Source organism: Candidatus Dormiibacterota bacterium, from assembly GCA_036495095.1.
Lineage (GTDB): Bacteria > Chloroflexota > Dormibacteria > Aeolococcales > Aeolococcaceae > CF-96.
In genome coordinates this window covers 37755-60795 of the sequence record DASXNK010000206.1, presented here as the reverse complement: position 1 = coordinate 60795, position 23041 = coordinate 37755, and the positions used below count along the sequence as shown (strand labels likewise).

Here is a 23041-nt window from a genome sequence, read left to right as displayed (position 1 = left end):
GAGTGGGCGGCGGGGGCGACGTCGACCCCGCTGGCGGCGGCCGGGCCGGCGACCAGGAAGAGGGCGCGTGCCTCCTCCTCGGTGAGCCCGGTGAGGTCGGTGCGGTAGCCCTCGATCAGCTGCCATCCCCCGCCGCGGCCGACCGCGGCCACCGCTCCGGCGTCCACGTCGACCCCGCGGGATGGTGGCAGCGGGGCGAGCGCGCCGCCCACCTCGCCGCGCTCCGCGAGGCGGTGCGCGGCTCCGGGCTGCTCTGGCTCCGCTACGACCACGGCGACGGGCCCGGCCCCCGCCGCCTCGTCGACCCCCACGGCCTGGTGCAGAAGGGCGGCGCGTGGTACCTCCTGGCGCTCCACGACGGCGGGATGCGCACCTTCCGGGTGTCGCGCATCCACGACCTCTCCCCCGCTCCCGGCGTGTCGCAGCGTCCCCCCGACTTCGACGTGGGCGCGTCCTGGGAGCGGGCCCGCGCCGCCTTCGAGCGGCGCGGCGAGCCGCTGACGGTGACCGCCCGGGTGCGCGACGGGTCGGTGGCGACGATCCGCACCATGATGCGCGCGCGGCTCGAGTCGCGCTGCGAGGAGCTGGATCGCCCCGGCTGGACGGGGATGTGCCTCCGCTTCCCCGGCGCGAACGCCGCCGCCGCGATGCTGGCGGGCTTCGCCGGCGACGTCGAGGTGGTGTCGCCGGACGCGGTGCGCGACCGTATGCGCGAGATCGCCCGGGGGCTCACCGCGCTCTACGGTGATGCCACGTGACGAATACGCGTCAGGCGTATCCACGATGGGAACCGGCTGCTACCCTGACCGGATGAAGACGGGCATTCGCTGGGTGAGCTGGCTGCCTCCCTGGGGATAGGCGCCGACCGCTGTGCGCCGCACGGTGGTCGTTCCGGCAGACCTGCTCCGGTGACGCACCGGGGCGCCGCCCGCCCGTCCACCAGGTGTCAATCGTCATGGCAACTCGACCGGTTCGCTTTCCCCCCGGCAGCGTCGTGCCCGCCGGGCTCTACCGCAGCACCGGCAACGGCCGGACCCGCTATTTCGACGGCGGCACGCCGCTGCCCGGCAGCACCAACTCGTCGTCCTGGCAGCAGGTCGCCGACCACTACCGGGTGGTGCAGACCAGCGCCGCCCCCACCCCGCCGCACGGCGCCGTGCCCGAGGCGCCGCGGCACCCGGTGCGCTTCGCCGCGGGCAGCGTGGTCAGCCCCGGCGAGTACCGCAACGCCACCTCCGGCGCAATCCGCTACTTCGACGGCACCACGCCGCTTCCGGGCGGGGTGAACGCCACCTCCTGGCAGCAGGTCTCCGACCACTATCACGCCCACCGCGAGCGCGGCGCGCAGGACCGCCGCCCGCTGATCGCCGTCCCGCCGAGCAGCCCCGCCCGCGCGGCGGTGGCGGCGGCCGCCACCGCGGTGCTGGCACGGCCGGCGGCACCGGCGACGCCGAACGCCGGTGAGCTCGCGGCCGAGCTTGTCGAGCGCGTCAACGCGGGCGACGCCGAGGCCATCGCCGAGCTCTTCGTCCCCGAGGCGTTCCTGTTCTTCCCCCTCGACGGGTTCCTGGTCTGCCACCGGGGAACCGCCCAGCTGCGGAGCTTCCTCGCCTGGCTGCAGGCCAACGTGCGCACCCAGACGCTGAGCATCGAGCGCATGAACGGCGCCGGGGCGAGCGTGACCGTCGACTTCGACGCCCGCGGGCGCACCGCCTCCGGCGCCGCCTTCAACCGTCCCGTGGCGATGGTGGTGGAGGCGGACGGCGGCCGGATCAGGATGGTGCACGTCTGCCTGGGCGCCGCGAGAGCCTGAGACAGCTGCGGGCGCCCGTGAGGGCGCCCGCCTCGACGGCGTACCCTTGGCGGCCATGAACCTGCTCCGCATCACCGGGCCGCAGCGCCTCCAGGGCACCGTCGCCGCCTCGGGCAGCAAGAACGCCGCGCTGCCGGCGATGGCGGCCTGCCTGCTCACCGATCAGCCGGTCGAGCTGAGCAACGTGCCCTGCATCGAGGACATCGAGACCATGGGCGCGATGCTGCGCGACCTCGGCGTCGGCGTCGACCAGGCGCGGGGCTCGACCTGGCGGCTGCGCGCCAACCAGACCCCGTCGGTGCACCCCGACCCCGAGCTGGCACGGCGGCTGCGCGGCTCGGTGCTGATGCTCGGACCACTGCTCGCCCGCACCGGCCGGGCGCTCATCCCCCGCCCCGGTGGCGACGACATCGGCCTGCGCCGCCTCGACCAGCACCTCGTCGGACTCCGCGCCATGGGTGCCACCGTCGACATCAGCGACAACAGCTACGTCGCCAGCGCGCGGCTGCCGCTGCACGGCGCCCGCGTCGACCTCGACATGCCGACGGTGACCGGCACCGAGAACCTGATGATGGCCGCCTGCCTCGCCGAGGGCATCACCGCGATCGGCAACGCGGCGCGCGAGCCGCACGTCGTCGACCTCGCCCGCTGCCTCAACGGCATGGGTGCGCGCATCACCGGCGCGGGCACCGAGCAGATCGTCGTCGAGGGCGGCGGCGGCCTCCTCCACGGAGTGCGCCACAGCGTCACCAGCGACTACGTCGAGGCGGGCACCTACATGGTCGCCGCCGCGGCCACCGGTGGCGACGTCACCCTCGAGCAGCTCGCGCCCGCCGACGTGCGCCCGCTGATCAACAAGCTGCGCTCCGCGGGCTGCGACATCGAGGAGGGCACCACCCACGTGCGGGTGCACCGCGAGCGGACCCTGCGCGCGGTGGATGTGACCACCTGGCCGCACCCCGGGTTCGCCACCGACTTCCAGCCCCAGTTCGTCACCCTCATGACCCAGGCCGAGGGCACCAGCACCATCAGCGAGGCGGTGCACGACAACCGCTTCCGCCACGTCGACGAGCTGCGCCGGCTCGGCGCCGAGGTGACCATCGACGGGCGCAGCGCCATCGTCCACGGACCCTCGCAGCTGCGCGGGACCCTGGTGCGGGTGCTCGACATCCGCAGCGGCGCCGCCCTCGTCATCGCCGCGTGCTGCGCCGAGGGCGTGACCGAGATCGAGGACGTCTACCACCTCGACCGCGGCTACGAGGCGCTGGTCGACAAGCTGCGCATGCTCGGCGCCCAGGTCGAGCAGGTCACCCGCCCGGTCGAGGCCAGCCGCTGGCTGAGGTGAGCCACCTCGAGGACGGCCGCGGCCTCACCGGCCTCGCCGGGCTGTGGGCCGGCTCTCGCGACCGTCTCCGCGGCAGCCCGCGGCTGCGCCGCTCCTTCGCCGCCTGGGGGCTGCTCGGGCTGGTGCTCACCGAGGCGTTCGCGGTGGGCGTGGCCCAGCTGCAGTCGCCGCGCGCGGCGCTGATCGCCGGGCTCGCCGGGATCGTCTGGTGGATGGCGGTCACCGCGGTGCCCCTGGCCGGCGCGGCGCTGCTGACCACGCCGGAGGGCGCGCTCGTCGACCGCCTCGGGGTGCCCAACGGCCTCACCGCGCTGCGCGCCTACAGCTGTGCGGGGCTGATCTGCTGCGCCCTCCTCTCCACCCCGCACCGGCTCGGGTTCATCCTCTGGGGCACCGTGGGCGCGATCGCCGCGCTGTTCGACCTCCTCGACGGCTGGATCGCGCGCCGATTCGGCCCGGTCACCCGCCTGGGGCAGGCGCTCGACCCGGTGATGGACTGCGTGTTCTTCTCGATGGCGGCGGTGGGCAACGTCGCCCTCGGCATCGTCCCCGCCTGGCTCGGCGGCCTGATGCTCGCGCGCTACCTGGGGCCGCTGCTGTTCGGCATCGCCTACCAGCTCGCCGGGCGACGCCCGGAGCTGACCGCGACGGAGTGGGGGAAGCGCAACACCCTGCTGACCGGAGCGGTGCTCGCCGTCCTGCTGGTGGTGCGGTCGGTCGACGGGCCGGTGGGACCGGTCGCGCTCGCCCTCGGCGTCCCGCTGCTCGGCACCACCACGCTGCTCCACTTCGCGGTGATGGCCCGCCGCGAGCGCGATGCGCCCGTGGCCGGGCTGGGGCGGCGGCTGTGACGCCCGGCCTGCTGGCGGATGTCAGCCCTGGAGCGCCGCCTCGAGGACACCGTCGAGGGAGCCGCGGCGCGCCTGCTCGAGGAGGTCGCGCAGCTGGTCGGGGCTCATCTGGATGCGCTGCCCGAAGTCGTCGGTGATGACCACCCGGCGCTCCGCGACCGCGTCTGGTTGGACGAGCAGCTCGGGGCAGCCGCAGCCGCTCGCGCCGCAGAAGCGGGTCACACTGATCGGCGTGAACGCATCGTACATTGCCTGTCCCCGAATCCCAGCTGCTCGACTGCCCGCATGGTGCGGCCTCCGTCAGCGGGTGTCAACAGGGTCCGATGATGCCGTTCTCGCTGCAGTCGCGACGTTGTCGAGCTCAGCGGCCCTGCCAGACCGGCGGCCGCTTCTCGGCGAAGGCCACCGCGCCCTCGCGGGCGTCGGCGGACGAGAACACCGGGCCGACCAGCTCGCTCTGCCGGGTCCAGGCCTCCGACTCGTCCCAGTCCATCGCGGACCGGATGACCTGCTTCGACACCCGCACCGCCAGCGGCCCGTTGGCGGCGATGAGCCCGCCCAGGCGCAGCGCGGCGTCGAGGGCGGCGCCGGGCTCACAGAGCTCGACCACCAGGCCCACCTCGTAGGCGCGCTCGGCGGTGATCGGCTCGCCGGTCAGCGCCATCTGCATGGCGACGTGGTAGGGGATGCGCCGGGGGAGGCGGAGCAGGCCCCCCGCCGCCGCGGCCAGGCCGCGCTTCGTCTCCGGGATGCCGAGCCGCGCGCCCCGGGCGGCCACCACCAGGTCGCAGGCGAGGGCGATCTCCAGGCCGCCGGCGAGCGCGAAGCCCTCGACCGCGGCGATGATCGGCTTCTCCGGCGGACGCTGGCAGATCCCGGCGAAGCCCCGGTCGCCGGCCCGCGGCGACTCGCCGCGGACGAAGGCCTTGAGGTCCATGCCCGCGCAGAAGTATCCGCCGGCGCCGGTGATGATCCCCGCATGGAGGGTGCTGTCGGCGTCGAGCTCGTCGAGCGCCGCGGCGACGCCGGCGGCGACCGCGGCGTCGACGGAGTTGCGCGCCCCGGGGCGGTTCAGGGTGATCACGAGCACGCCGTCACGCCGCTCGGCGATGACGGGCGCTGCGCTGGTGTCGGCGGTCGTCATGGTCTCCTCCGTTCCGTGCGCTGAACCCGCCCAGAACTATAGTCAGACCCCCGCCGGCGGCAGCCTCCGCGGCTGGGTCGCGTTGCCCCGGATGGCCACAGGGCGCTCGTCGGAGCGGCGCCGCGCCAGGATGTGGATGTCCACCTCGCTGAGCATCCACACCAGCTTGTGCACCGTCCCCTTCGACCAGTGCCCGTGCTCGTCCCGGCCGCGGCCGAGCAGGATCTCGGTGGCGAGGATCTGCTTCGCATAGCCGGCGAGCGCACGCGCCGCCTCGGAGTCGTGGAGGGTGACGAACTCGCCGCCGAGCTCGGCGGTGAGCGCGGCGTAGGCGTCGAGCTGCGCCTGCTCCGCCTCGGAGCGCTGCCGGGTGTGCACCGTCACCACGCGGAGCTCGCCGTCGAGGCTGCCCGCCAGGCTGGCGGCGCGGCGGATCAGCTTGTCCAGGTTGGGGCGGGGCGGGATGCAGACCATCACCCGGGCGCGCGCCTCCCAGGGCCGCTCGATGCTGCGCTCGCGCATGTACGCGACCAGCCGGCGGTCGGTGTGCTGGGCGATGAGCCGGAAGCTCATGGTCCGCAGCCTCATCAGCAGCTCGGGCCGGAACTCCCCGCGCTGCGCACCCTCGACCTCGGCCGCGGGGACGATGTCGCCGCGGCGCAGCCGGTCGTCGAGCACCGAGGGCACGACGTCGACGAGCTCCACCTCGTCGGCGAGGTCGAGCACCGAGTCGTCGACCAGCGGGCGCTCACCGTTGCCCGGCCCCCCCAGCGCCCGGACGGTGCTGCGCACGTCGCCGAGGTGCAGGGTGGCGAGCACGGTGATGCCCGCGTCGAGGAGCTGGGTGACCACCTCGGCACGGGTGTGGCCGTCGACGTCCGGGCCGGCGAGGTCGTCGATGCAGACGACGTCGGGGCTGCGCCGGAGCACCGACGGCACGTCGAGGCGGTCGGGCGGCGACGCCTCCCCGTCGGCGCCGAGCACCTCGAGCCCCGCCAGCGCGCCCTCGCACTCGCTGCGTCCCGAGGTGGTGGCGGCGGCGACGACGACGTCGGTGCCCCGCTCCCGGCGGCGGCGGCCCTCCTCGAGCATCGCGGAGGTGGTGCCGCAGCCCCGGGCGTACCCGAGGTAGACGCGCAGCCCCCCGCGCCGCGGCGCGAGGTCGCGGAGCAGCTGCTCGGGAAGGCGGCGCTGTGCGACCCGCGGGGCGGCGGCCGGCTGGCGCCGCCGGGCGCCCTCGAAGCGGGCGATGACGTGGACGTCGACGCCGGGGAGCTCGTCGACGACGCGGTCGAGCAGCGCGGGCCGCACCCGCCGCCACAGCGAGCGCTCGTTCGGCGACTCGCCGACCACCAGGTGGCGGCTGTCCAGCTCCTGCGCGACCCTGATCACCTCCCGGGGCACGTCGGCCGACTCGCGGACGATCAGCGAGACCTGGAGCAGGTCGGCGAGGGCCCGGGCCCGGCCCACCGCCTCGTGTGACGCCTCCGCCGAGCGCACCACCGTGACCACCGTGCAGAGGCCGCCGAAGCGGCGGGCGATGCGCACCCCGCGACGGATCAGCGCCTCCGAGCTGTCGCTGACCGAGATGGCGACGAGCACGTCCTGGGGAGGCGGGCGCACCTCGCCGCGGCCGTCCCCCGAGCGCTGCGCCACCAGCCGCAGCGCGATCTCGCGCAGCGCGGCGAGGTTGCCGGGGCGGAAGAAGTTGCCGAGCGCGGTCTCGACCTTCTCGGCCGCGTAGATGTTGCCGTGGCGCATCCGCTTGCGCAGCGCCTCGGGCGCGATGTCGATGTAGTGGATCTCGTCGGCTCCGTCGATGACCCGGTCGGGCACGGTCTCGCGCACGGCGATGCCGGTGATGTGCTCGACCAGGTCCTTCACGCTCTCGATGTGCTGCACGTTCAGCGTGGTCACGACGTCGATGCCCGCCTCGCGCAGCGTCTCCACGTCCTCCCAGCGCTTGGGATGGAGCAGCCCCGGCGCGTTGGTGTGGGCGAGCTCGTCGACGAGCACGGCCTGGGGGCGGCGTCGCAGCACCGCGTCGAGGTCCATCTCCGGGAGCACGGTCCCGCGGTACGGCACCTGGAGCAGCGGCACCGCCTCCAGCCGGCCGGTGGCCTGCACCGTCCGGGGGCGGCCGTAGGTCTCGACGAAGCCGATCACCACGTCCTCGCCGGCGGACACCCGCTCGCGGCCCTCGCGCAGCATGGCGAAGGTCTTCCCCGACCCCGGCGCGGCGCCGAGGTAGACGCGAAGCCGGCCGCGTCCGGCCGGAGCCCCGGTGCTCATGCCGTCAGAGTAAGCCGCCCGGCGGATCCGCCGCCGGTCGAGATCCGCGGCGATCGTGCCGCGGATCCCGCCCGGGTCAGACCAGCCGGCGGCAGACCACCGCGCCACCGAGGGCGAGCAGGGCCTCCAGGGCGTACACCGCCCCGCTGGCGGTCGAGAACTGCACGTCACCGGCGGCGCCCGCGGGTCCGAGCAGGCCGAGGAAGACGAGGCCGAGGACGCCGACGCCGACGGCGAGGCCGGCCTGGAAGGCGGTCATCAGCACGCCGCTGGCGGTTCCCGCCCGGGCGGCCGGCACCCCGGCGAGGACGATGCCGAAGAGCTGGGGCACGACCAGCCCCTGGCCGAGGCCGGCCACGGCCATCGGCAGGGCGAGGATCCAGAAGCTCTCGCCCGCGAAGTCACGCCAGGCGATGACCCCCAGCGCCAGGTACCCGCCGGCGACCAGCAGCGCCCCGCCGGCGATGACCCGGCGGACCTGGGCGCCGGCGATTCGGCTGCCGCCGACGGAGGCGAGGAGGAACGCGACCGCGAAGGGGACCATCACCATCCCCGCGGCGAGCGGGCCGAGGTGGCGGCCGCGCTGGAGGGAGAGCGCGGTGGTGAAGAAGAAGCCGCCGAAGGCGGGGCTGAACAGCGCCGCCGCGCAGAGCCCGGTGCGCAGGGCGCCGTGCCCGAGCAGGCTCGGGGGAAGCAGCGGCTCGCCGCCGGCGCGCTCCAGCCACCGCTCCCAGAGGAGGAAGGCGGCGACGAGCTCGGGCACCGACGAGAGCAGCAGCCACGACCACAGCGGCCAGCCCAGCTCCCGCCCGGTGGTGAGGGGGACGAGCAGGGCGACGACGGCGAGGGCGAGGAGCCCCGCGCCGGCGGTGTCGAGCCGCTGCGGGGTGGCGCTCCGGGTGTCGGGCAGCACCCGCCAGGCGGCGACCAGGCCGATCAGCCCGACCGGCACGTTGACGAGGAACGCGGGCCGCCAGGCGAGGCCGGCGAGGTTCGCGGCGACGATCACCCCGCCGAGCAGCTGCCCGGCCACGGTGGCGGCGCCGAGGGTGGCGCCGTAGACACCGAGCGCCCGCTGCCGGGCCGCGCCCGAGAAGCTCGCCTGGATGGTGGCGAGCACCTGCGGCACCATCGCCGCCGCCGCGACGCCCTGGAGCATGCGGGCGATCACGAGGGTGGCGATGCTCGGCGCCAGCCCGCATGCCGCCGAGGTCAGGGTGAAGCCGGCGATGCCGAGGAGGAAGAGACGGCGGCGGCCGAGGCTGTCACCCAGCCTGCCGCCGGTGACCAGCCCGGTGGCGTAGGCGACCCCGTAGCCCGCCACCACCAGCTCGAGACCGGCGGGGCCGGCGCCCAGGGTGGAGGCGATGCTGGGGAGGGCGACGTTGACGATGAAGAAGTCGCCGACGGCCATGAGGAGGCCGATGAGCACGACGGCGAGGGCCGCCCACGGAGGGGAGGCGGGAGCGGACGCCGGGGGCGTCGGCCGAGCGAGGAGCAGCTCGGTGACACCCACGGCGGTGACGGCGGGATGGGGTCGGGATTCCAGCTCGGTGACCATGCGGGCCACTCTGAGGCCGCCGCCAGAGTGGTACAAGAAGTCTGGTTATCCTAGTAGCAATTCTTCCTGGCACCGGTAGCTTACCTGGCGTATCATAGTGGCAGTCATGGGTGCCACCCCCCGGAGCCGCTGCGTCGCCATCGCCCGCCGAAAGGAGCTGGCCGCGTTCCTGCGGTCGAGACGGGCCCGCCTCGGCCCCGAGGACGTGGGCCTGCCCAACGGCCTGCGGCGGCGCACCCCGGGGTTGCGGCGGGAGGAGGTCGCCCAGCTCGCCGGGGTCGGGGTCACCTGGTACACCTGGCTCGAGCAGGGCCGCGAGATCAGCGTCAGCCGCCAGGTCCTCGAGTCGATCGCCCGCGCGCTCCGCCTCGACGCCGCCGAGCGGATCCACCTCAACACCCTGGCCGGGGTCGACGCCGAGCCGGTGGCGGCGGCCTTCGACACCGTGCCGCCGGCGGTGCAGGCGATGCTCGACGAGCTCGATCCGTGCCCCGCGTACGTGATCAACGCCCGCTACGACGTCGTCGCCTGGAACCGCGCCGAGGCCGCCCTGGTCTGCGATTTCGCCCGGCTGCCCTCCGCCGACCGGAACATCCTCTGGCTCATGTTCACCGACCCGGCCTGGCGCGGCCTGCTGCTCGACTGGCCGCGCGACGCCGCCTGGGTGGCTGCCCAGTTCCGCGCCGCCCTCGCCCGCCACGTCGGCGAGCCCCACTGGATGGAGCTGGTCGAGCGGTTGCGGACGGCGTCGGCCGACTTCCACGAGATGTGGGAGCGGCACGACGTCGCCAGCCCCGTCTCCAAGACCAAGCGCTACCTGCACCCCCGCGAGGGCCTGGTCACCCTGGATGCGGTCAGCCTGCGCCTCTCCGAGGCCCCCGACTGCCGGGTCATGGCCTGCATCCCGGCGGACGCCGCCTCCCGCGCCGCGATGGAGCGGCTGGTGTCGGAAACTCCGGTCGCTGTCTGAGTCAGGTCACCCGGATCAGACCGGCTGCAGCGAACCGCGCATCGCCGCCTCCAGGTCGAGCAGGCCCTTCCAGTCCAGGACGAAGACGGTGTTGTCCTCCTCGTCGATGAACTGGATGGGACCGTAGTTGGTGAAGTAGAACACCGTCTCCTTGGGGAACTCGGTGGAGTCGTGGATGATCCCGTTCGGCTCGTACCCGTAGTCGCCGGCGACCGCGGTGATGCCACCGGCCCGGGCGCCGCCGCGCACGTCCATCTCGCCGTAGACCATCAGGTACTCGCCGGCGCCGAGGTGGCGATGACGCGCGAAGGATGACTGGGGCGCACACTTGAAGAGGAGGGTCACCGTGCCCGTCTCCTGGCTGACACGGAGCAGCTTGAACTCGATCCCGGCGGTGTCGCCGAAGGGCAGCCACTGCTCGCCGTCGGTGTGGATGTAGGTGTCCTTCAGCTCTGCGTTCCGTGTCGCGTCGCGTGCCGCCGTCGCCTCGCTCATGCTCGGTACTCCCGGAAGTGGCTGGACCTGACCAGCCATTATCCGCTGACCCCGGCGGCAATCAAGGGCCGGTGTGGGCGCGGGGTGGGGAACGGGGGGAGGCTCAACCCCCCGCGGGGAGGATGGACTCCGCTGACGGTTCGGTCAGCATTGGGCCCAGGGTTGGAGGTGGAATCTCATGCTGGCGGGGATCCGGGCATGGCACTGACGTCCTCGGCGAGGACGGTGACGCCGCGCGTCCTCTGGGCCGAGGCGCGCCACCACGAGAGCAGCCTCCGGGTGTTCGCCGAGTCCGCCGACTGGGCCGCGGTCCGGCGCCCCGCGATCGTCCTCGACCCGGAGTGGCTCTACCACGAGTCGGCGCGGGACGCGTGCGCGACCGTGTCCGCGCAGCTCTTCTCCGACGCGCTGGGGCTCACCCACGCGGGGGCTCAGGACCGAGGGCTCGACCTCATCGGGTCGCCGGCGGTGACCCCGCGGGTGGTCAGTGTCGTCGCCTATCTCGAGGCCGTGTCCGGCAGCCGGTGCGAGGGCGAGCGCGAGCTGATCGGCCGCCCTGAGAGGAGGCGCGGCACCGTCCGCGGGATGCTCGCGGTGGTCCGCCGCGGCGGCCGCCTCCACGCCACCGGGGGCGACTGAGGGGAGCGGGGCGCGCAAGATCCGGGCGGAGCGGGGCGTTGAACCGGGGCACGCATCGGATCGACGGCGCGCGTTCCACATCACAGGAAGGCGGTGTTGACATGTCCCGACGCCATGCCCTGCTGATCGCCGTCCTCGGTGCCGCGGCGGTGTCCTGCGGCAGTTCCTCACCCGGCGGCAGCGCGAACGCCGGGTCCCGCGCCGACCAGGGCGGCGCCTCGATCACCGCCACCGGGTCCCCGGACGCGCCCGGGGCCGGCGGCGGTGGCGCCGCCATCCCCGGCTCCGGCGCGCAGAGCCCGGCGACAGCGCAGCCCGGCGCCGTCGGACAGCACGCCGCGACCACCCCGGCGGGCGGCCACGCTCCCGTCGCGGTGGCGTCCGCGCCCGCGGCGCCCGCCGCGGCCGGCGGGCCGGCGCCCGCGGGCTGGAGGCTGACCGTCTACTACACGGCGGTGGAGTCGTTCCACACCGGGACGCCGGTGGCGGTCACCGGCTGCGACCTCAACGCCGACGAGTGCAGCAACGGCACCACCCAGCTGGGCAACTACCCCGCCGACTTCGTCGCCAGGGTGAAGGACGAGGGCACCGGCCGGATCACCCAGAAGGGCAGCTACAGGGGCAGGTACCTCGCCTGGGACGCCCAGGGCGGCTTCTCGATCGACACCTCCGCCAGCGACGCCAACGGCAACCCGCTGCGGCCGTTCGTCTCCGCGGCCGCCGACGAGGGCGTGCCCCTCGGCACCCACCTCAGGGTGCTCGACTGCGGCCTCGACAGCACCACCGGGCGGCCCCCCGCCGCGGCCGACTGCGGCCGGCTGTCGGGGCCGGACTGGGTGGTCGACGACCGCAGCGGGAAGGCCGCCGGCAGCCGTGAGATCGATCTCTACGCCGGCGAGGAGGACCGGCCGAACTTCGAGAACACGGTCTCGTACGTGATCGCCACCGTCAACGCCCGGACGTCGCTTCCGTAGACGGTGGCGTCCCTGTTGGTCGCTCGATCGTCTCGCGCGGGCGGGTCGCGTCCGCGGCGGTGCTAGGATCCGGCGCCCCATGCCGCTGCCGCCCGGACCCCGGCTGCCCGCCGCCGCCCAGGCGTACCTGCTCGCCTTTCACAACATCGCCTTCCTCGACGCCTGCCGGCGCCGTCACGGTGAGAGCTTCACCCTCCACCTCGCCGGAGGCCACACCCTGGTCTGCTTCAGCAGCCCGGAGGCGGCGCGGGACATCTTCGCCGCGGCTCCCGACCAGGCCACCGCCGGCGACGTCAACGCCCACGACCTCGGGCCGGTGCTCGGCGCCAACTCGCTGCTGCTGCTCGATGGCGACCGCCACCTCGAGGAGCGGCGGCTGATGCTGCCGCCGTTCCACGGCGAGCGGCTCCGTGAGCACGCCGAGCTGATCGCCGAGGTGACCCGGACAGCGGTCCAGTCCTGGCCGGTCGGCGTCCCTCTGTCGATGTGGGACCGGCTGCGGGAGATCACCCTCGAGGTCATCCTCCGCGCCGTCGTCGGGGTCGAGGGCGGACGGCTGGCGGAGCTGCGCGCGGCGGTCTCCAGCCTGCTGGGCTACGCCGCCCGCCGGCTGCTGATCCTGCCCGCGTTCCGCCGCGACCTCGGCCGGCTCACCCCCTGGGCGGGGTTCGTCGCCGCCCGGGCGCGGGTCGGCGAGGCGGTGCTCGCCACCATCCGCGAGCGCCGCGCCGCCGCCGGGGCCGAGCGGCGTGGGGACGTCCTCTCCCTGCTCCTGCAGGCGCGCCGGCCCGACGGCTCGGGGCTCGGCGACGTCGAGGTCCACGACGAGCTGGTCACCGTGCTCGTCGCCGGGCACGAGACCACCGCGGCGGCGCTGGCGTGGACCGTCGACCTCCTCCTCCACCACCCCGCGGTGCTGGAGCGGCTCACCGCCGAGCTCGCCGGCGGCGACGAGACGCTGCTCGATGCGGTGATCCGCGAGGCGCTGCGGCTGCGCCCGGTGGTGCCGGAGATCGGCCGTCACCTCCGCGCGCCGGCGACCGTCGACGGCGTCGAGCTTCCCGGCGGAGTCGTCGCCGTGCTCAGCATCCACCTGCTCCAGCGCCGCCCGGAGCTCCACCCGGAGCCGCTCGCCTTCCGGCCCGAGCGCTTCCTGGAACGCCGGCCCGACACCTACGCCTGGCTGCCCTTCGGCGGCGGCACCCGGCGCTGCCTGGGGGCGGCTTTCGCCACCATGCAGATGCGGGTGGTGCTGCGCACCGTGCTCACCTCGGTGCGGCTGCGCGCCGCCAGCCCCACTCTCGAGCCGGCGCGGCGGCAGGTGGTCACCCTGGTCCCGCCGCGCCACGGCGTCCGGGTGCGGCTCGATCGAGCACCGGCGAGCGCGGCGGCGGCGCCGCCACTCCGAGGCGATCGCGCCGCCGGCTGATCCCGGCTACTCCAGTCCCGCGCGCAGCTGCTCGACGATCCTCGCCACCCGGCGGTCGCGGGTCTCGTCCCGCCTGGCCTCGGCCACCGAGCCCGCCAGCTCGCGCCGCCGGCTCGGCGCCAGCCGGTCGTAGGCGGCCTGGAGCGCCGGCTCCGCCGCCAGCGCGCGGGCGAGCGGGGGCGGCACCTCGACCTCCCGCGGCGCCTCGTCGACCTCGATCTCCACCATCACGGTGTCGCCGAGGCCGGCGCCGGCGGCCTCGCGGGTGGCCCTGTGGACCCCGAGGCACGCGGCGCCCCCACCCACCGGCATCGTCGAGCTGCGGAAGGCGACGCCGTTGAGGGTGCCGCGCACCCGCAGCCGGGTGCCGCCGCCCAGCCCGGCGAGCGCCGCCGGGGGGAGGTTCACGAACGCGCCCCCGCCAGGCCCCGGCTGGAGCGTCCCCTCGAACCGCGATGCCGTCATCGTCGTGCCTCCATTCCGGCTGAACCGGCGGCCCATCCCACACCTTGTACGTCGGGTATAGTGGTACATGCTGTAGCAGATTTCATGTGAACTGCGTTCTCATGTGAGGAGCATCCGATGCTCGAGCCGCTTGCCCTGGTCGGAAAGATCGTCGGCCTCATCTTCGGAGCCGGGGTGGTCGTCGCCCTGCTCATCGTGATCCTGGTGATGATGGCGGTGCGTGGCGCCCAGAGCCGTCGCTGAGGCGCGCGGCCCGGGCGCTCTCGCCACCGCCACCGAGGTCGCCCGGATGACCCGGGCGCTGCTCGGCGACCTGGAGCTGCTGCGCGCCGAGAACGAGGCCCTCACCCGCCAGCGTGACGAGGCGCAGGCGATGCTCGCCGCGGCCTCCGCCACCCTGGGCAGGCGTCCCGGGTCGCCACCGCTCGACTTCCGGCTCGAGCGTGACACCCGGCGGGCGATCGTGGGCGGCGAGCCGGTGCCGCTCTCGCGCCGCGAGTGTGACCTCCTCGCCCATCTCCTCGACCAGGCCGGGCGGACCCTCAGCGCCGCCGACCTGCTCGCCGCGGTGTGGCCCGAGCCCGGCAGCGCCGACGGCCGCGCGGTGCGGGTGCACGTGAGCCTGCTCCGGTCGAAGCTGGAGCGGCGCGGCCGCCTGCCCTTCCGCATCACCACGCTCTACGGCGAGGGGTACCGTCTCGAGCGCAACGGGGCGGGCCCGTCCGCGGTCTGATCCGGCGGGATTCCCTACTGGCGCGCAAGTACAATCTCCCCATGCCGGACACCGTCACGCCCCCGCAGGGCCGCGCCGAGGAGATCCTGCAGGCGGCCGCGCGCGTCTTTCGCGAACGCGGCTATCACGGCGGCACCCTCGAGGAGGTCGGCGCCCGGCTCGGCATCACCCGCGCCGCTCTCTACTACTACTTCCGCAACAAGCAGGCGGTGCTGGCCGAGCTGCTCACCCGCGCGATGCACGTCGGCGTCGCCGACCTCGAGGCGGCGATCGCCTCCAGCGACGACCCCGAGGAGCAGCTCACCACCGCGATCGCGTCGCTGATCGACCTCATCGCCCGCGAGCGCGACATCTTCACCATCTACTTCCAGGAGAACGAGGCGGTGATGAGCGCCGCGGGCGAGGAGTCGAGGCGCCTCGAGGAGCAGTACGCCCAGCGCTTCACCGGCCTGGTCCGCGAGGTGCTCGACGCCCGCGGGGTGGAGGGCGCCGATGCCGGGGTGATCGCGCGCGGGCTGCTCGGCATGTGCAACTGGACCTATCGCTGGCTGCGGCCCGGCGGCCCGCTGAGCCCCCGCGACGTCGCCACCCAGTGGTCAGCGGTGTTCAGCCTGCACCAGCGACGGTCGCTGCCCGCGCGCCGGAGCAGCGCCCGGCGCTGACAGGGCGTCGACCACCAGCCGCGCGCCCTCGGCGCACGCCTGGATGCCACCGCTGGCGTACTCGCGCACCCCGTCACCCACGTTCCAGAGGTTGGCGAGGGTGGTCTCACGAGGGAGGTCGAGTCCGGCGACGCTCCGCTGCGCCGGCCAGGTGCCGCGCATCACCCGCACCGAGAGGATCCGCGCGCTGCGCTCGAAGCCCCGAACCTGGTCGCGCAGGTCATCGAGGGTGAGCGCCACCTCGCGCTCCTCGTCGAAGTCTCCGACCGCGGGCACCGGCACGCCGTAGGCGACGTACAGGTTCCACCCCGGGGGCGCGAGCTCGGGGCAGGTCGCGGTGAGGTTGGCCATGTTGCAGAGCCGCCGGGTGATCCCGAAGGTGACGATCCCGGGCGCCGTGATCAACGGCTCGCGGCTGGCGAGGTTGACGACGATGTTCGCCGTGGAGCGCAGGTCGCGGTCCATGCGCGCGAGGTAGCCGGCGTCGAAGTGCTCGCGGCCGCAGAGGGCGACCGTCGCCTCCGGCCCGGCGTTGCTGATCACCACCTCGGCCTCCACCTCGACCGCGGCGCCGCCGCGCATCACGGTGGCGCCGCGCACCCGGCCGTTCTCGACGTGGAGCGCGCGCACCTCGCTGTCCAGCCACACCTCGCCGCCGTGACGCTCGACCGCGTCCGCGAGGCCGCGCATCAGCCCGAGCGTGCCCGCCGGCGAGAAGCCGAAGTTGCGGAACGCGCCCTTCTGGACGAAGTAGGTGAGGAACGCGCGGGCCGGCATCTCCTCGCTGTTGACCGCGAAGATCGCGGCGCACAGGTTGCGGAAGATCGCGTGCAGGGTGCGGCTGGAGGTGTAGCCGTCGAGCCATGCCCGCACCGACAGCCCCGGGTCCGGCATGTCGCCGCCGCGGGCGCGGCCGAGGTCACCGAGCAGCCCCGCGCCCTTCCGGGTGAGGCCGTTGACCAGCCTCCCCCACCCGCCGCTGGCGATGTCGACGTCGCGTCCCCGCAACCGGAACAGGGTGGCGGGATCGGGGACGCGGATGTCGAAGGGCGCGCCGACGGTGCGGAAGACCTCCTCCAGGGCGCCGCCGTACTCGATGGCGATGGCGCCGGTGTTCACCGTGAAGCCGTCCTCGTCGACGCTCGAGGCCCGGCCGCCGACCCGGTCGCGGCCCTCCACGAGCAGGGTGCGGTGGCCCCGATGGGCGAGCAGCGCGGCGGCGGCGAGCCCCCCGGCGCCGGCGCCGATGACGAGCGTGTCCCAGCCCGCCGGTGCCGTGCTCATGCGCATCTCCGTGGATTCTACCTGCGCGCCAGTAAGGTACCAGCGCGCCCCGGCCGCGTCAACACGCCTGCGCCAGGCCGGGCTCCGGGGCCTGGCCGGGTCGCCGCCCGAGCCCCGGCGCGGTGATCGCCGTGGGAACGCCGAAACCCCGCCGCGCCCTCTCGGTGGCGACGGCGGGGCTCCGCGGAGGTCCAGGGGTAGATGGACCTCCCTATGACGAACCGCGCTGCCGGGTTCCTGCGCGAGTTGACGTCAACCCGGCGCAACCGGCGGTCAGACCGCCGCCCGTTCCGGTGTGATGCCGCCGACGAAGCGCATGTCCTCGTAGCGGTCGCCGGCGAAGGCGCTGCCCGGGGCCACGTCTTCGATGCGGGCGAGGTCGGCGGCGGTGAGGGTGACCTCGAGGGCGCCGGCGTTCTCCTCGAGCCGGCCTGGGCTCTTCGTGCCGGGGATGGGGACCACGTCCTCACCCCGCGAGAGCACCCAGGCGAGGGCGAGCTGGGCGGCGGTGCACCCCCTCTCGGCGGCGAGCTCGCGAACCCGGGCGACCACGTCGAGGTTGCGGCGGAGGTTGTCGCCGGTGAAGCGCGGCATGGTGCGGCGGAAGTCGCCGGCGGCGAGCTCGTCGGGCGAGGAGATCGCACCGGTGAGGAACCCGCGACCGAGCGGGCTGTAGGGGACGATGCCGATGCCGAGCTCGCGCGCCGTGGGGAGCACCTCGTCCTCGAGGTCACGGCTCCACAGCGACCACTCGCTCTGCAGCGCGGTGATGGGATGCACCGCGGCGGCCCGGCGAAGGGTGGGGGCGGCCGCCTCGCTCAGCCCGAGGTGGCGGACCTTGCCCGCCGCGACCAGCTCCGCCATCGCCCCGACGGTCTCCTCGATGGGGACGGCGGGGTCGACGCGATGGAGGTAGTAGAGGTCGACGTGGTCGACGCCGAGCCGGCGCAGCGAGGCGTCGCACGCCCCGTGGACGTACGCCGGATCGCCGCGGAAGCCGCGCTCGCCGGTGGCCGGGTCGCGGGTGATGCCGAACTTGGTCGCCAGCTGCACCTCGTCGCGGCGGCCGCGGATGGCACGTCCCACCAGCTCCTCGTTGGTGTGCGGACCGTAGACGTCCGAGGTGTCGAGGAAGCTGACGCCGAGGTCGAGAGCACGGTGGATGGTGGCGATCGAGGTGGCGTCGTCGCGGCTCTCGCCGGTGCCGTAGAAGGCGCTCATGCCCATGCAGCCCAGCCCCTCGGCGCTGACGGTGAGCCCGGTGGTGCCGAGCTGTCGGGTGGCGATGCTCATGCGGTCTCCCTGCGGTAGAGCGAGATCTTGTGGTCGATGGCGCTGAGCGCGTCCTGCAGCTCCTCGAGCTGGAGCAGGACGTCGGCGCGGTGGTCCTCCAGCATCTCCAGCCGGCGGGCGGTGGTGGCGTCGCCCAGCCGCACCAGCTCGATGTACTCGCGGAGCAGCCGGATGGGCATCCCGGTGCGGCGCATCCGCTGGAGGAAGTGGACGCGGTCGAGGTCGGCCCCGGTGTAGCGGCGCCGTCCGCCGCCGTCGCGGGGCACCGCGTCCAGCAGCCCTGCGCGCTCGTAGTAGCGCAGCGTGTGGGGGGAGAGGCGGCGGTCGCGGGCCGCCTCGGCGATGGAGAGGGTGGCGATCATGGGAACCACCCTAGGACTTCGAGCGCGCTCGAAGTCAAGCGCGCCCCGAGTCAGGCGACCCGGGGCTCGAGGAGCGAGACCGGGCGGGCGCCGCCGATCGCGTCGAGGCGCAGGTACTCCCGCTTGAACCGCCGCCGGGCGCGGAACAGGAGCGACTCCACCGCTCCGCGGCTGATCCCCAGCCGCGCGGCGATGTCCCCGTAGGAGAGGCCCTCGATCTCGCGCAGGAGCAGCACGGCGCGCTGCTGGGCGGGCAGGTTGCCGGCCACCCGGACGATCCGGTCGCGGGCCTGGCCCATCTCGAAGGCCTGGTCGGGCTGGCGCTCCCGGTGCGGGTCGCGGGCGGCGAGGAGCCACTCCTCGTCGCCGGCCACGAGCTGCACCCGTCCCCGCCGCCGCAGCGCGGTGAGGCAGAGGTTGGCGGCCACCCGGTGCAGCCACGCCATCACCTTGAAGCCCTCGCCGACCTGGTCGGCGACGCGCAGCAGGCGGATGAAGGTCTCCTGGACGACGTCCTCCGCCTCGCCGGCATCGGCCAGGTAGCGCAGGCTCAGGGCGCGCAGGCGACCGTGATGACGCTCGAAGAGGATCTCGAAGGCGCGCACGTCGCCCTCCCGGTAGGCGGCGAGGAGGGCGACGTCGCCCGCCGGCCTGCCGAACGGAAGTGGGACGACCGCTCCGGTCGCCCACACGGTCGCCGCGTCACGAGTGTCCTGGGTGCTCATTCGATCGTCCGCCCTCGATCCCATCCCGTGCACCCATTGTCGAACCCACCGGGAGGCCACCGGAAGACCCCTCAGCGGGACGGTGTGACCTCCGGGCGGGGGAGGCCGCCCTCCCCTGGCCGGGGAGGGCGAGAGGGCCGCCGCCGTCTCCGGCGGCGGCCCCGGGTCACGCGGAGGAGTCAGTTGTTGGAGGCGGGGAGGAAGGCCTCACCGTGGGGGCCGCGCATCCCCGTGATCAGCGGGGTGTTCGCCCCGGTGGTCGGGTTGACGAGCCCGACGTACCCGGAGACCCCGGAGTCCTGGGGAGCCGCCGAGTAGTAGAGGGTGGTGTCGAAGTGCTTGGAGCTGATCGAGTACACGGCGCCGCCGCCGGTGTCGGAGACGAGCAGGCGGCCTGACGCGCTGGTCGGGAGGATGGTGTCGTCCATCGCGTTGCCGATCCCCAGCCGGGTCACGGTCTGACCGGGGCCCGGGTTGTGGATGAAGATCAGCTCGCCGCCCGCCTGGTTGTCGAGCTGGAGGTCGCCCGACGGGGTGACGTAGAGCGAGTCCGGGTCGATCAGGTTGAGGGTGACGCTGGTGTGGGTCACCAGGTCGGTGGCGGTGGCGTTGCCCATCAGCACCGGGATCACCACCACGGTGGTGCCGGACAGGGTCGCGCTGACCAGGGCCGGGAAGGTGTTCGGGTCGGGCGGGTTGGAGGCGGTGAGGTAGACCTTGCCACCGAGGAACGCCAGGTCGTCGTACCCGCCGCCGTGCGGGGGGGTGGCGAAGGTGTAGCCGGTGGTGCTGCCCGTGCTCGGATCGATGATCGTCAGCCGCGGGTTGGCGTCCTCGTTCGAGAGCGCCCAGAGCAGCCCCGTGGAGGGATCCTGGCGCAGCCCGTCGACGTGGCCGGGCACCGAGAACGTGCGCCGCAGCCTGCCGCTGAGCGTGTACTCGACGACGGTGCTCGACCTGCCGTCGGTGCCGTCCTTGGCGGTCACGTTCTGGTACCCGACGTAGACCCTGCTCCCGGTGGCGACGAGCGAGTCGGGATTGCTGAACGCCGTGGTGGCGCGCGCGAAGACCGAGACCCTGTAGCCCTTGGGGGCGGTCGGCAGCGGCGCGTGGCTGCTGCTCTTCGCGCTCACCGAGATCGCGGGTGCGGCGACGGCGCCGGTCCCGACGATGCCGGCGAGTGCCGCCGCGACAGCGCAGCGGACGAGTCGTGTTCGCATGTCCGATTCCTTCCCTGAATCCCAGTTGCTGGTGCACGTATTCCTGGGGCACCGTGATGGGTGCCCTTGAGTTCGAACGGGTCTGCGGCCACGGTCTTGTGCTGTCGCAGGTTAGGAAACGATTAATCGTCGGGGTGGAATCGGCGGGGTATCGCACCGTTCGATTCAATCCGCAACCATCGCGCGGGTCTGCGGCCGCCGGCACCGCCCGCATATCCTTTCGCCCGACGTGCTGCCGATTCGCGACATCAACCCGACCAGCCGCTTCGCCTGGGTCACCCTCGCGCTCATCGTGGCCAACGTCGCCGTGTTCCTGCTCTGGCAGCCGACCCTGCACGGCACCCCGGGCCAGCAGCAGGCCTTCTTCTTCTGCCACGCCGAGATCCCCTACGAGGTGAGCCACCACACCGACCTCGCCGACGACCCCGGGGCCGTCCAGGCGATCGAGAGCCAGTTCGGCGCCACCTCGTCGGAGGCGGCCGACGTGCAGCAGGCGCTCCGCGATCTGTGCCCCCACAAGAGCTGGCTGCTCTCGCTGCTCACCTCGATGTTCCTCCACGGGGGATGGCTGCACCTCGGCGGCAACATGCTCTACCTGTGGATCTTCGGCAACAACGTCGAGGACCGGCTCGGCCGGCTCCGGTTCCTGGTCTTCTACCTGCTCGGCGGCCTCGCCGCGTCCGCGCTCGAGCTCGCCTTCGCGCCCGACTCGGTGGTGCCGACGCTCGGCGCCTCGGGGGCGATCGCCGCCGTCCTCGGCTCCTACCTCGTGATGTTCCCGCGGGCCCGGGTGATCACCCTGATCTTCTTCATCATCCCGGTCAGCCTCCCCGCCGTGATCGTGCTCGGAGGCTGGTTCGTCCTCCAGCTCTTCCACGGCGTCGGCGGGCTGGGCACCCAGGTGAACGGCGGCGTCGCCTACTGGGCCCACATCGGCGGCTTCGTCTTCGGGATGCTCGCGACCCGGCTGTTCGTCCGGCCCGGGGCCGCCGGAAGGGACGTGTCCGCGCTGCGCTGACCGGGGGATGCGCTCAGGCGCGCTGCGGGATCATCTCCAGGATGCGCTCGTCGAAGTGGGTGATCCGGCTCTCCGGCAGCAGCAGAACCCGCTCCGGCGCGAGCTGGGACACGAACTCGGCGTCATGGCTCACCAGGATGAGGGTGCCCTCGTAGTGCTGCAGCGCGGCCAGCAGCGCCTCGACCGACTGGGGATCGAGGTTGTTGGTCGGCTCGTCGAGGAGGAGCAGGTTCGCCCGCGCCACCATCAGACGGGCGAGCGCCAGCTTGGTCTTCTCGCCGCCGGAGAGCGTCCCCGCGTCCTGCCCGGCGACGTCGCCGACGAGCCCGAAGTGCCCGAGCACGGAGCGCAGCTCGGACTCGGACGCGGTCTGCACGCCGGTGCGGAGGTTCTCCAGCACCGACCGGCCGGGGACGATGTCCTCGTGCTCCTGGGCGTAGAAGCCGATCTCGACGTTGGCGCCGGGGCGCACCTGGCCGGAGTCGGGGGTCTCGCGCCCGGCGAGGCAGCGCAGCAGGGTGGTCTTGCCGGCGCCGTTGACACCGACCAGGAGCAGCACGTCGCCGCGCTGCACCAGGAACTCGACGCCGTCGAACACCCGGTGATCGCCGAAGCTCTTGCTGAGCCCGGTCACCTCGAGCACCTGGTCGCCGGCCCGCGGCGGCTCCGGGAAGCGCACCCTCAGCTGCCGGCGCCGCACCGGCGGCGCGTGCTCCCTGAGCCGCTGGTTGAGCGAGTCGATGCGGCGCTGCAGCGCCCGCCGCTTGGTGGCGTGGGTGGCGTTGCCCTTGGAGAAGATCTTCTTGGTCTCCTCGAGGCGGGAGGCCTCGCGGCCCAGCGACCGCGCCGCGTGGGCACGATTCGCCTCGGCCTCGGCGCGCTGCCGGAGGAAGTCCGAGTAGGTGCCCCGGTAGGCATCGATCTGCGCGTTCTCCAGCGCCAGCACCCGGTCGAACGCGGTGTCCATCAGCTGCAGATCGTGGCTCACCACCAGCACGGTGGCGTCGGTCTCGCGGAGGAAGTTCATCACCCACCGCTTCGCGGTCATGTCGAGGTGGTTGGTGGGCTCGTCGAGGATCAGCAGGTCGCCGCCGACGAGCAGCAGCCGGGCCAGGTCGAGGCGCCGGCGCTGGCCGCCGGAGAGCGACTTCAGCGGGGTCAGCAGCGCCTCCTCGTCGAGCCCGACCCCCGCGGCGATGCGCTCGGCGGTGGACTCCAGCTCGTACCCGCCCTCGCGGACGAACCGCTCCTGGAGGTCGCTGAAGTGGGTGATGGCGTCGTCGAGCTCGGCGCCCTCGGTCTCGCCCATCCGCGCCGTCAGGGCGTCCATCTCGCGGCTCACCGCGGTGAGCGGGCTGGCCTCGACCAGGTACTCCACCGCCAGCTGCTCGTGGTCGCCCTCCAGCCGGGAGGTCTCCTGGCGCAGGTACGCGCTCTGATGGGGGATCCTCACGCTGCCGGAGGTGAGCACGCCGTCGCCCGCGATGGCACGCAGCAGCGTGGTCTTGCCCATGCCGTTGGCGCCGACGAGGGCCACCTTCTCGCCCTGACCGATGACGAGGGTGGCGTCCTCGAGCAGGACGCGGTCTCCCAGCTCGATGCGAGCCTCCGAAAGAGCGAGCACGTGCGTGAACTTCCCATGAGAGCCGGCCGGGACCGGCGGTTGTGAGGTGAGCGATCTGGCGTCGCGGGGTCCGTCGCGGCGCCACCGACCGCTCGTCGACGGTTGCCGGACACGTGCCGGCCACCGTGGACCTCCCCGAGGA

Annotated in this window: 25 protein-coding genes; 12 read left to right on the top strand and 13 right to left on the bottom strand. The window is 73.8% G+C overall.

Annotated elements, in window-relative coordinates; all coding sequences use genetic code 11:
* Positions 1 to 191: hypothetical protein (locus tag VGL20_21270; GenBank protein ID HEY2706222.1), on the bottom strand; the 191-nt coding region annotated here is incomplete at its 3' end.
* A 42-nt stretch (positions 192 to 233) separates the two neighbouring features.
* Here VGL20_21270 and VGL20_21265 point away from each other — a divergent pair.
* From VGL20_21265 to VGL20_21250, 4 genes are all read left to right on the top strand, one after another.
* Positions 234 to 758, top strand: coding sequence for a WYL domain-containing protein (locus VGL20_21265; protein ID HEY2706221.1), 525 nt, complete (start codon positions 234 to 236; stop codon positions 756 to 758).
* A gap of 197 nt (positions 759 to 955) precedes the next feature.
* Positions 956 to 1813 carry a nuclear transport factor 2 family protein gene (locus VGL20_21260; GenBank protein HEY2706220.1) on the top strand — a complete coding sequence of 286 codons (858 nt, stop codon included), beginning with the start codon at positions 956 to 958 and terminating at the stop codon, positions 1811 to 1813.
* Positions 1814 to 1868: 55 nt separating this feature from the next.
* Positions 1869 to 3158, top strand: a complete 1290-nt coding sequence (murA, locus tag VGL20_21255; GenBank protein HEY2706219.1) for a UDP-N-acetylglucosamine 1-carboxyvinyltransferase — start codon at positions 1869 to 1871, stop codon at positions 3156 to 3158.
* Entirely contained in the window at positions 3155 to 4009 is an 855-nt protein-coding gene (locus VGL20_21250; GenBank protein ID HEY2706218.1) for a CDP-alcohol phosphatidyltransferase family protein, read from the top strand. Before murA ends, VGL20_21250 begins: the two co-directional genes overlap by 4 nt.
* Before the next feature lie 21 nt (positions 4010 to 4030).
* On the opposite strand, the gene VGL20_21245 is transcribed toward VGL20_21250, so the two are convergent.
* The 4 genes from VGL20_21245 to VGL20_21230 form a co-directional block, all read right to left on the bottom strand.
* Positions 4031 to 4258, bottom strand: a complete 228-nt coding sequence (locus tag VGL20_21245) for a hypothetical protein (GenBank protein ID HEY2706217.1) — start codon at positions 4256 to 4258, stop codon at positions 4031 to 4033.
* A gap of 112 nt (positions 4259 to 4370) precedes the next feature.
* Positions 4371 to 5153 (bottom strand): crotonase/enoyl-CoA hydratase family protein, encoded by a 783-nt coding sequence (locus VGL20_21240; GenBank protein HEY2706216.1) that lies wholly within the window; start codon positions 5151 to 5153, stop codon positions 4371 to 4373.
* Between the two features lie 42 nt (positions 5154 to 5195).
* Entirely contained in the window at positions 5196 to 7445 is a 2250-nt protein-coding gene (locus VGL20_21235) for a hypothetical protein (protein HEY2706215.1), read from the bottom strand.
* Between the two features lie 76 nt (positions 7446 to 7521).
* On the bottom strand, positions 7522 to 9006 hold the full coding sequence (locus VGL20_21230; GenBank protein ID HEY2706214.1) for an MFS transporter: 1485 nt from the start codon (positions 9004 to 9006) through the stop codon (positions 7522 to 7524).
* Positions 9007 to 9112: 106 nt separating this feature from the next.
* Between VGL20_21230 and VGL20_21225 the strand changes: the two genes are divergently transcribed.
* Entirely contained in the window at positions 9113 to 9976 is an 864-nt protein-coding gene (locus tag VGL20_21225; protein ID HEY2706213.1) for a helix-turn-helix transcriptional regulator, read from the top strand.
* A gap of 15 nt (positions 9977 to 9991) precedes the next feature.
* Here VGL20_21225 and VGL20_21220 read toward each other — a convergent pair whose 3' ends face one another.
* Positions 9992 to 10471, bottom strand: a complete 480-nt coding sequence (locus tag VGL20_21220) for a 2,4'-dihydroxyacetophenone dioxygenase family protein (protein ID HEY2706212.1) — start codon at positions 10469 to 10471, stop codon at positions 9992 to 9994.
* Positions 10472 to 10669: 198 nt separating this feature from the next.
* On the opposite strand from VGL20_21220, the gene VGL20_21215 reads away from it, so the two are divergent.
* The 3 genes from VGL20_21215 to VGL20_21205 all read left to right on the top strand — a co-directional run bounded on the left by VGL20_21215 (position 10670) and on the right by VGL20_21205 (position 13513).
* Positions 10670 to 11110 carry a hypothetical protein gene (locus VGL20_21215; GenBank protein HEY2706211.1) on the top strand — a complete coding sequence of 147 codons (441 nt, stop codon included), beginning with the start codon at positions 10670 to 10672 and terminating at the stop codon, positions 11108 to 11110.
* 101 nt (positions 11111 to 11211) lie between these two features.
* Positions 11212 to 12084: a hypothetical protein gene (locus VGL20_21210; protein ID HEY2706210.1), complete on the top strand. Its 873-nt coding sequence runs from the start codon at positions 11212 to 11214 to the stop codon at positions 12082 to 12084.
* Positions 12085 to 12163: 79 nt separating this feature from the next.
* Entirely contained in the window at positions 12164 to 13513 is a 1350-nt protein-coding gene (locus VGL20_21205; GenBank protein HEY2706209.1) for a cytochrome P450, read from the top strand.
* 6 nt (positions 13514 to 13519) lie between these two features.
* On the opposite strand, the gene VGL20_21200 is transcribed toward VGL20_21205, so the two are convergent.
* Positions 13520 to 13978, bottom strand: a complete 459-nt coding sequence (locus tag VGL20_21200; protein ID HEY2706208.1) for a YdeI/OmpD-associated family protein — start codon at positions 13976 to 13978, stop codon at positions 13520 to 13522.
* Between the two features lie 117 nt (positions 13979 to 14095).
* Between VGL20_21200 and VGL20_21195 the strand changes: the two genes are divergently transcribed.
* The 3 genes from VGL20_21195 to VGL20_21185 are packed head-to-tail and all read left to right on the top strand — an operon-like array spanning position 14096 to position 15373.
* Positions 14096 to 14221: a hypothetical protein gene (locus tag VGL20_21195; protein HEY2706207.1), complete on the top strand. Its 126-nt coding sequence runs from the start codon at positions 14096 to 14098 to the stop codon at positions 14219 to 14221.
* Entirely contained in the window at positions 14199 to 14711 is a 513-nt protein-coding gene (locus VGL20_21190; GenBank protein ID HEY2706206.1) for a winged helix-turn-helix domain-containing protein, read from the top strand. Before VGL20_21195 ends, VGL20_21190 begins: the two co-directional genes overlap by 23 nt.
* Positions 14712 to 14752: 41 nt before the next feature.
* The gene (locus VGL20_21185) at positions 14753 to 15373 is read left to right on the top strand and encodes a TetR/AcrR family transcriptional regulator (protein HEY2706205.1); all 621 of its coding nucleotides are present in this window, start codon (positions 14753 to 14755) and stop codon (positions 15371 to 15373) included.
* On the opposite strand, the gene VGL20_21180 is transcribed toward VGL20_21185, so the two are convergent.
* From VGL20_21180 to VGL20_21160, 5 genes are all read right to left on the bottom strand, one after another.
* Positions 15308 to 16663, bottom strand: a complete 1356-nt coding sequence (locus VGL20_21180; GenBank protein ID HEY2706204.1) for an FAD-dependent oxidoreductase — start codon at positions 16661 to 16663, stop codon at positions 15308 to 15310. The genes VGL20_21185 and VGL20_21180 overlap by 66 nt on opposite strands.
* A gap of 267 nt (positions 16664 to 16930) precedes the next feature.
* Positions 16931 to 17944: an aldo/keto reductase gene (locus tag VGL20_21175; GenBank protein ID HEY2706203.1), complete on the bottom strand. Its 1014-nt coding sequence runs from the start codon at positions 17942 to 17944 to the stop codon at positions 16931 to 16933.
* A 2-nt stretch (positions 17945 to 17946) separates the two neighbouring features.
* The gene (locus VGL20_21170; GenBank protein HEY2706202.1) at positions 17947 to 18312 is read right to left on the bottom strand and encodes a MerR family transcriptional regulator; all 366 of its coding nucleotides are present in this window, start codon (positions 18310 to 18312) and stop codon (positions 17947 to 17949) included.
* 50 nt (positions 18313 to 18362) lie between these two features.
* Positions 18363 to 19037: an RNA polymerase sigma factor gene (locus VGL20_21165; GenBank protein HEY2706201.1), complete on the bottom strand. Its 675-nt coding sequence runs from the start codon at positions 19035 to 19037 to the stop codon at positions 18363 to 18365.
* A gap of 179 nt (positions 19038 to 19216) precedes the next feature.
* Positions 19217 to 20257 carry a hypothetical protein gene (locus VGL20_21160; GenBank protein ID HEY2706200.1) on the bottom strand — a complete coding sequence of 347 codons (1041 nt, stop codon included), beginning with the start codon at positions 20255 to 20257 and terminating at the stop codon, positions 19217 to 19219.
* A 229-nt stretch (positions 20258 to 20486) separates the two neighbouring features.
* Between VGL20_21160 and VGL20_21155 the strand changes: the two genes are divergently transcribed.
* Positions 20487 to 21275 (top strand): rhomboid family intramembrane serine protease, encoded by a 789-nt coding sequence (locus tag VGL20_21155; GenBank protein HEY2706199.1) that lies wholly within the window; start codon positions 20487 to 20489, stop codon positions 21273 to 21275.
* A gap of 13 nt (positions 21276 to 21288) precedes the next feature.
* Here VGL20_21155 and VGL20_21150 read toward each other — a convergent pair whose 3' ends face one another.
* On the bottom strand, positions 21289 to 22899 hold the full coding sequence (locus VGL20_21150) for an ABC-F family ATP-binding cassette domain-containing protein (protein ID HEY2706198.1): 1611 nt from the start codon (positions 22897 to 22899) through the stop codon (positions 21289 to 21291).
* Positions 22900 to 23041 lie beyond the last annotated feature (142 nt).

Excerpts from the sequence above, each read along its gene's own strand:
- VGL20_21260 (HEY2706220.1), top strand. The coding sequence starts at position 956 with ATGGCAACTCGACCGGTTCGCTTTCCCCCCGGCAGCGTCGTGCCCGCC.
- murA (HEY2706219.1), top strand. The coding sequence starts at position 1,869 with ATGAACCTGCTCCGCATCACCGGGCCGCAGCGCCTCCAGGGCACCGTC.
- VGL20_21245 (HEY2706217.1), bottom strand. The coding sequence starts at position 4,258 with ATGTACGATGCGTTCACGCCGATCAGTGTGACCCGCTTCTGCGGCGCG.
- VGL20_21240 (HEY2706216.1), bottom strand. The coding sequence starts at position 5,153 with ATGACGACCGCCGACACCAGCGCAGCGCCCGTCATCGCCGAGCGGCGT.
- VGL20_21235 (HEY2706215.1), bottom strand. The coding sequence starts at position 7,445 with ATGAGCACCGGGGCTCCGGCCGGACGCGGCCGGCTTCGCGTCTACCTC.
- VGL20_21230 (HEY2706214.1), bottom strand. The coding sequence starts at position 9,006 with ATGGTCACCGAGCTGGAATCCCGACCCCATCCCGCCGTCACCGCCGTG.
- VGL20_21225 (HEY2706213.1), top strand. The coding sequence starts at position 9,113 with ATGGGTGCCACCCCCCGGAGCCGCTGCGTCGCCATCGCCCGCCGAAAG.
- VGL20_21220 (HEY2706212.1), bottom strand. The coding sequence starts at position 10,471 with ATGAGCGAGGCGACGGCGGCACGCGACGCGACACGGAACGCAGAGCTG.
- VGL20_21215 (HEY2706211.1), top strand. The coding sequence starts at position 10,670 with ATGGCACTGACGTCCTCGGCGAGGACGGTGACGCCGCGCGTCCTCTGG.
- VGL20_21210 (HEY2706210.1), top strand. The coding sequence starts at position 11,212 with ATGTCCCGACGCCATGCCCTGCTGATCGCCGTCCTCGGTGCCGCGGCG.
- VGL20_21205 (HEY2706209.1), top strand. The coding sequence starts at position 12,164 with ATGCCGCTGCCGCCCGGACCCCGGCTGCCCGCCGCCGCCCAGGCGTAC.
- VGL20_21200 (HEY2706208.1), bottom strand. The coding sequence starts at position 13,978 with ATGACGGCATCGCGGTTCGAGGGGACGCTCCAGCCGGGGCCTGGCGGG.
- VGL20_21195 (HEY2706207.1), top strand. The coding sequence starts at position 14,096 with ATGCTCGAGCCGCTTGCCCTGGTCGGAAAGATCGTCGGCCTCATCTTC.
- VGL20_21185 (HEY2706205.1), top strand. The coding sequence starts at position 14,753 with ATGCCGGACACCGTCACGCCCCCGCAGGGCCGCGCCGAGGAGATCCTG.
- VGL20_21180 (HEY2706204.1), bottom strand. The coding sequence starts at position 16,663 with ATGCGCATGAGCACGGCACCGGCGGGCTGGGACACGCTCGTCATCGGC.
- VGL20_21170 (HEY2706202.1), bottom strand. The coding sequence starts at position 18,312 with ATGATCGCCACCCTCTCCATCGCCGAGGCGGCCCGCGACCGCCGCCTC.
- VGL20_21165 (HEY2706201.1), bottom strand. The coding sequence starts at position 19,037 with ATGAGCACCCAGGACACTCGTGACGCGGCGACCGTGTGGGCGACCGGA.
- VGL20_21160 (HEY2706200.1), bottom strand. The coding sequence starts at position 20,257 with ATGCGAACACGACTCGTCCGCTGCGCTGTCGCGGCGGCACTCGCCGGC.